Genomic DNA, 5,098 nt, shown 5'->3' with positions numbered 1-5,098 from the left:
GCTGCCCATGTGAAACGTCAACAGACCCTAGAGCATTCACCGATACGAGGAAAACGATGACCAATCTCTTCGATATTCAAGGCCAACTGGCGCTGATCACCGGTTCGACCCGCGGGCTGGGCAATGCCCTGGCACGCGGGCTGGCCGAACAGGGTGCCCATGTGATCGTTCACGGGCGCCGGCAGGACGCAGCCGAGGAAGCCGCCCGGAAACTGGCGGCGGAAACCGGGGCCAAGGTCGACGCCGTGGCGTTCGACGTCACCGATGCCGAGGCGGTGAAAGCGGCCATCGATCCGCTGATCGAACGCCTGGGCGTGCCGAATATTCTGGTCAACAACGCCGGCCTGCAGAAACGCGGCCCGTTCAACGACTTCGACCCCGCCGACTGGGATGCCGTCATCGCCACCAACCTCTCCAGCGCCTTCTATGTGTCGAAGGCGGTGAGCCCGGCGATGTCGGAACGTGGCAGCGGCAAGATCGTCAACATCGGTTCGGTGCAGTCGAAACTCGCCCGGGAAACCATCGTGCCCTACGCCGCTTCCAAGGGCGGCGTGGCGCTGCTGACTCAGGGCATGGCCGCCGATCTGGCGCGCTACGGCATCCAGGTCAACTGCCTCTCCCCCGGCTACTTCCAGACCGACATGAACCAGGCGCTATGGCAGGACGCCGACTTCAACGCCTGGATCGAGAAGCGCACCCCGGCGCAACGCTGGGGTCAGGTCGAGGAACTGGTCGGCACGCTGATCTACCTCTGCTCCGGCGCCTCGAACTTCGTCTCCGGGCAGAACGTTTTCGTCGATGGCGGCATGACCTCGGTGGTCTGAGCGCCCCTCACGGCGGCGATTCAGCGGCCGCCCTTCTGCGGCGATAGCTTTCCTGTATCGGGCCAGTCGAAAGGATTCATTGTTGGCTGGCTAATCATTTCCTAGACTTTGGTCTATCACTTTAGCCACATCAGGCCGAAGCAAGGAAGGAATTCACGATATGGCAGCACTTTTCGAACCGTTCGATCTCGCCGGTACCCGCCTGAACAACCGCATCGTCATGGCACCGATGACCCGCGCCCGCGCCAAGGGCGACGTGCCCGACGAAATGGGCGCGCTCTACTATCGTCAGCGCGCCAGCGCCGGGCTGATCATCTCAGAAGGCAGCCCCATCTCTCGTGAAGGCCAGGGCTATCTGTTCAACCCGGGCATTTACGGCCCGGACCAGATCGCCGGCTGGAAGAAAGCGACCCAGGCCGTGCACGAGCGCGGCGGCGTGATCTTCTGCCAGACCTGGCACGTCGGCCGTGTCTCGCACACCTCGATCCAGCAGAACGGCGCCGCGCCGATCAGCAGCACCGCCAAGCAGGGCGGCATGGCGTTCGGCTACAACGAAGACGGCCAGCCCGACATGATGGCAGCGACCACGCCGCGCGCTGCCACGACCGAAGAGTGCCACCGCCTCGTCAGCGATTTCGCCCAGGCGGCGCTGAATGCGCGCAATGCCGGTTTCGATGGGGTCGAGCTGCATGGCGCCAACGGCTATCTGCTCGAGCAGTTCATCAACGGCGGTCTCAACGACCGTACCGACGAGTACGGCGGCTCGCGGGAAAATCGCTGCCGCCTGCTGCTCGAAGCGATCGACGCCTCCATCGCGCTGATCGGCGAGCATCGCGTCGGCGTGCGCCTGACGCCCTACGGCACGCTGTTCGACATGCCGATCTATGACGACATCGAAGGCACCTATCTCTATCTCGCCGAAGAGCTGAGCAAGCGCAACCTGGCCTATGTCCATATCATGGATCAGGGCGCCCAGGGGCAGAACGCGCTGCCGCGGGAGTTCCTGCGCCAGTTCCGCGATGCCTATCGCGGCACGCTGCTGTTCGCCGGCAACCTCGACAAGGCGGAAGCGCAGCGCCTGGTCGACGATGGCACCATCGATCTGCCGGTGTTTGGCCGCCCGTTCACCTCCAACCCGGATCTGGTCGAGCGCCTGCAGAACGACTGGCCGCTGGCCGAGTTCGATCCCGACACCTTCTACGGCGGCGATGCCCGTGGCTACGTCGACTTCCCCACCTACGAGGAAGAGCAGGCGCGCCTGGCACGCGAGAAGATGATCGCGGAGAAGTCCTGATCCCGGTTCGCGGATCGCGCTAACGATCGTTCGAGACTGTTGTTAAGGACGATCGTGCAGAACGAGAAACGCCCCGATCTCAGGATCGGGGCGTTTTTCATGGGGCGCTCACTGACCATGCGAACCGCTGGTCGTGGTCGATTCTCGCCTAGCGGCGAATGCCCAGCGCCTCATGCTGCTTGGCGAACAGCGCCTGACAGCCGCTTTCGGCCAGATCGATCATGCCGTTGAGCTCGGCGCGGGAGAACGCTTCCGCTTCCGCCGTGCCCTGCACTTCGATCAGCTTGCCGTCTTCGGTCATCACCACGTTCATGTCGGTATCCGCGGCGCTGTCTTCCGGATAGTCCAGATCGAGTACCGGCGTGCCCTTGTAGACGCCCACCGAGATCGAGCTGACCAGCTGGCGGAACGGGTCGGTCTTGATCATCTTCTTGCGCTGCATGTACTGCAGCGCCTCGACCAGCGCCACGCAGGCCCCGGTGATCGAGGCCGTGCGCGTGCCGCCATCGGCCTGCAGCACGTCGCAGTCGACCGTGATCGTGAACTCGCCGAGCTTCTTCAGATCCACCGCCGCCCGCAGCGACCGGCCGATCAGACGCTGGATTTCCAGCGTGCGCCCGCCCTGCTTGCCCCGCGCCGCTTCACGACCGCTACGGGAATGGGTCGCGCGCGGCAGCATGCCGTATTCCGCCGTCACCCAGCCCTGGTTCTTGCCGCGCAGCCAACGCGGCACGCCGGCTTCGACGCTGGCGTTGCACAGCACCTGGGTATCCCCGAAGCTCACCAGCACCGAGCCCTCGGCGTGACGGGTAAAACCGCGGGTCAGCGTGACCTCGCGGGGCTGATCGGGTTGTCGTCCACTCGGGCGCATGGGAAGCCTCTCGGTCCAAAACATCAATGATAGAAGCACCGCGTTGACGACGCTTCCAGAAGGTCGGCCATTCTACACGGCTCGGCTGCACATTCACCGCTGGCGAGTGGCGGCCAACCTCTTCACGGATGGGTTACACTCGATCGATCAGCTCGACGATCCAAGGAACTCCCATGCCCCACAGCATGACCGCCTTCTCACGCCAGACCCTTGAGGCCGACTGGGGCAGCCTGCAGCTCGAACTGCGCTCGGTGAACCAGCGCTATCTGGAACCCCACTTTCGTCTTTCCGACACCCTGCGCGATCTCGAACCGCACTTCCGCGAAGCGATGCGTCAGCGCCTTTCGCGCGGCAAGGTCGAGTGCTTTTTGCGCTTCGATCCCGCCGAGAACGACGCCGCCCCCGGCATCAACGCTGGCCAGCTCAGCGCGCTAACGCACGCGCTGGAACAGGTCCGCGCCCAACTGCCGGAAGCGCCGATGCCCAACGCGCTCGAGCTGCTCGCCCACCCCGGCGTGATGGCCACTCAGCGCCTGGATCTCGATAGCGTCAAGGCCGCCGGGCTTGAGTTGTTCGACGCCGCGCTGAAGGATCTGGAAACCGGCCGCGCCCGCGAAGGCGAGCGCCTGGCGGAGCTGATTCGCGAGCGCCTGAACGGCATCCGCGAGCAGGTGGCTATCGTGCGCGAACACCTGCCGACGATCCTCGAACGTCAACGCACCCAACTACTGGAACGGTTGGATGCCGCCAAGACCGAACTCGACCCGCAGCGCCTGGAAGCGGAGATGGTGATGGTGGCGCAGAAGGCCGATGTCGCCGAAGAACTCGACCGGCTGGAAACCCATGTCACCGAGGTCGAACGCCAGCTCAAGCAAAAAGGCCCCATCGGCCGGCGCCTCGACTTCCTGATGCAGGAACTCAACCGCGAAGCCAACACCCTCTCCTCCAAGGCCATCGTCGCCGACACCACCCGCTGCGCCGTGGAGCTGAAGGTACTGATCGAACAGATGCGGGAGCAGATTCAGAATATAGAGTAATATCCAACGAACTCTAAGACACTCCGTATGGCACTGATTTTATGTTATTTTTCTCCCCTCCTTGTCTATGAATGTCTATTGGCATCCCACTGAATCCATCTCCTACCGGGGAGTAAGGTGGGGAGTAAAATTGTTGCCTCCCCAAAAACCCTCCTTCACAATCAAAGGTACTACCCACCCACTCTCTTATGCCGCCGTATTCGCCACGCTCAAACGGTGAGACCCCAGCCTGGCGCGGACTGCATTTAGACAAGGGGTGGGTAGAGATCAGATACCTCATCGGGAAAGGACTAACGTCAGTGGGAAGCCTCAACGCCAAAAAAGTACAGTCGCTCGTTAAAGAAGGATCTTCTGGAAGACATAGTGATGGCGGGGGCTTGTACCTGATGATTCCCAGGAAGGGAGCTCCGTACTGGATGCTACGCTACTCCCTGTTCGGTAAGCGTCGAGAAATGTCTTTAGGCAAGCAGGCGCACCTTTCCTTGGCAGAGGCTCGGTCCAAGGCGCTCGAGCATCAGAGGTCTCTCCAAGCAGGTGTCGATCCCATCGAGTCGCGTAAACGGGTGCAGCAGGTTTCGATCAGAACCGTGAACGACCTGTTCGCTGACTGGTATCCCGATTTGGAGAAACGTCTCAAGCATCCCCACATCCCAAAGCGCGTGTACCGTAAGGAGGTGGAGCCCAGCATCGGAGAGCGGGAGATCGACGCGGTCACTCCGATGGATGTTCGAGACATCATCAGGAAAGTCTCAGCCAGTGGACGGCCCACCACTGCCAACGACACGCTGATGTATCTGAAGCAGCTCTTCAATCATGCCGTTAAGCTCGGGCTGATCACTTACAATCCGGCCTCAGCGTTTAACGTCAATGATGCTGGCGGCGTAGAGAAGAGCCGTGACCGCGCACTGACGCTGGATGAGATAAGCAAAGTCTTTGCGGTATTTCGCGAAAATCGCTCGAGCTTTACTCGGGAGAACTATCTCGCCTGCGCTCTACTGATCGTATTAGGAACGAGAAAAACCGAGCTTACCGAAGCCAAGTGTGTAATGACCCCCTGGTTTCTGCACACCCT

At 61.8% G+C, this 5,098-nt stretch carries 5 protein-coding genes; 4 read left to right on the top strand and 1 reads right to left on the bottom strand.

The genetic code is table 11. The features are described 5' to 3' along the window. The first annotated feature begins 56 nt into the window (after positions 1 to 56). Both CCD76_RS18785 and CCD76_RS18780 read left to right on the top strand, forming a co-directional pair. Complete coding sequence (locus CCD76_RS18785) at positions 57 to 824, top strand: glucose 1-dehydrogenase (RefSeq protein ID WP_087721031.1); 768 nt, start codon at positions 57 to 59, stop codon at positions 822 to 824. A gap of 160 nt (positions 825 to 984) precedes the next feature. Further along, positions 985 to 2,118 carry an alkene reductase gene (locus tag CCD76_RS18780; RefSeq protein WP_087721030.1) on the top strand — a complete coding sequence of 378 codons (1,134 nt, stop codon included), beginning with the start codon at positions 985 to 987 and terminating at the stop codon, positions 2,116 to 2,118. 148 nt (positions 2,119 to 2,266) lie between these two features. On the opposite strand, the gene rph is transcribed toward CCD76_RS18780, so the two are convergent. Next, positions 2,267 to 2,989 carry a ribonuclease PH gene (gene rph, locus CCD76_RS18775; protein WP_087721029.1) on the bottom strand — a complete coding sequence of 241 codons (723 nt, stop codon included), beginning with the start codon at positions 2,987 to 2,989 and terminating at the stop codon, positions 2,267 to 2,269. Positions 2,990 to 3,162: 173 nt separating this feature from the next. Here rph and CCD76_RS18770 point away from each other — a divergent pair, with 173 nt between their 5' ends. Together CCD76_RS18770 and CCD76_RS18765 are read left to right on the top strand one after the other, a co-directional pair. Further along, the gene (locus CCD76_RS18770) at positions 3,163 to 4,026 is read left to right on the top strand and encodes a YicC/YloC family endoribonuclease (protein WP_087721028.1); all 864 of its coding nucleotides are present in this window, start codon (positions 3,163 to 3,165) and stop codon (positions 4,024 to 4,026) included. 188 nt (positions 4,027 to 4,214) lie between these two features. Beyond that, a partial coding sequence (locus tag CCD76_RS18765; RefSeq protein WP_256961391.1) for a tyrosine-type recombinase/integrase occupies positions 4,215 to 5,098 on the top strand: 884 nt, incomplete at its 3' end.

The sequence above is a fragment of the Salinicola salarius genome (assembly GCF_002179555.1).
In the GTDB taxonomy this organism is placed as follows: domain Bacteria; phylum Pseudomonadota; class Gammaproteobacteria; order Pseudomonadales; family Halomonadaceae; genus Salinicola; species Salinicola salarius_A.
The sequence above is the reverse complement of the archived record's forward strand: the minus strand, read 5'-3'. Positions and strand labels throughout refer to the sequence as shown.

Coding starts and splice junctions, on each gene's coding strand:
- CCD76_RS18785 (WP_087721031.1), top strand. CDS start 57: ATGACCAATCTCTTCGATATTCAAGGCCAACTGGCGCTGATCACCGGT.
- CCD76_RS18780 (WP_087721030.1), top strand. CDS start 985: ATGGCAGCACTTTTCGAACCGTTCGATCTCGCCGGTACCCGCCTGAAC.
- CCD76_RS18770 (WP_087721028.1), top strand. CDS start 3,163: ATGCCCCACAGCATGACCGCCTTCTCACGCCAGACCCTTGAGGCCGAC.
- rph (WP_087721029.1), bottom strand. CDS start 2,989: ATGCGCCCGAGTGGACGACAACCCGATCAGCCCCGCGAGGTCACGCTG.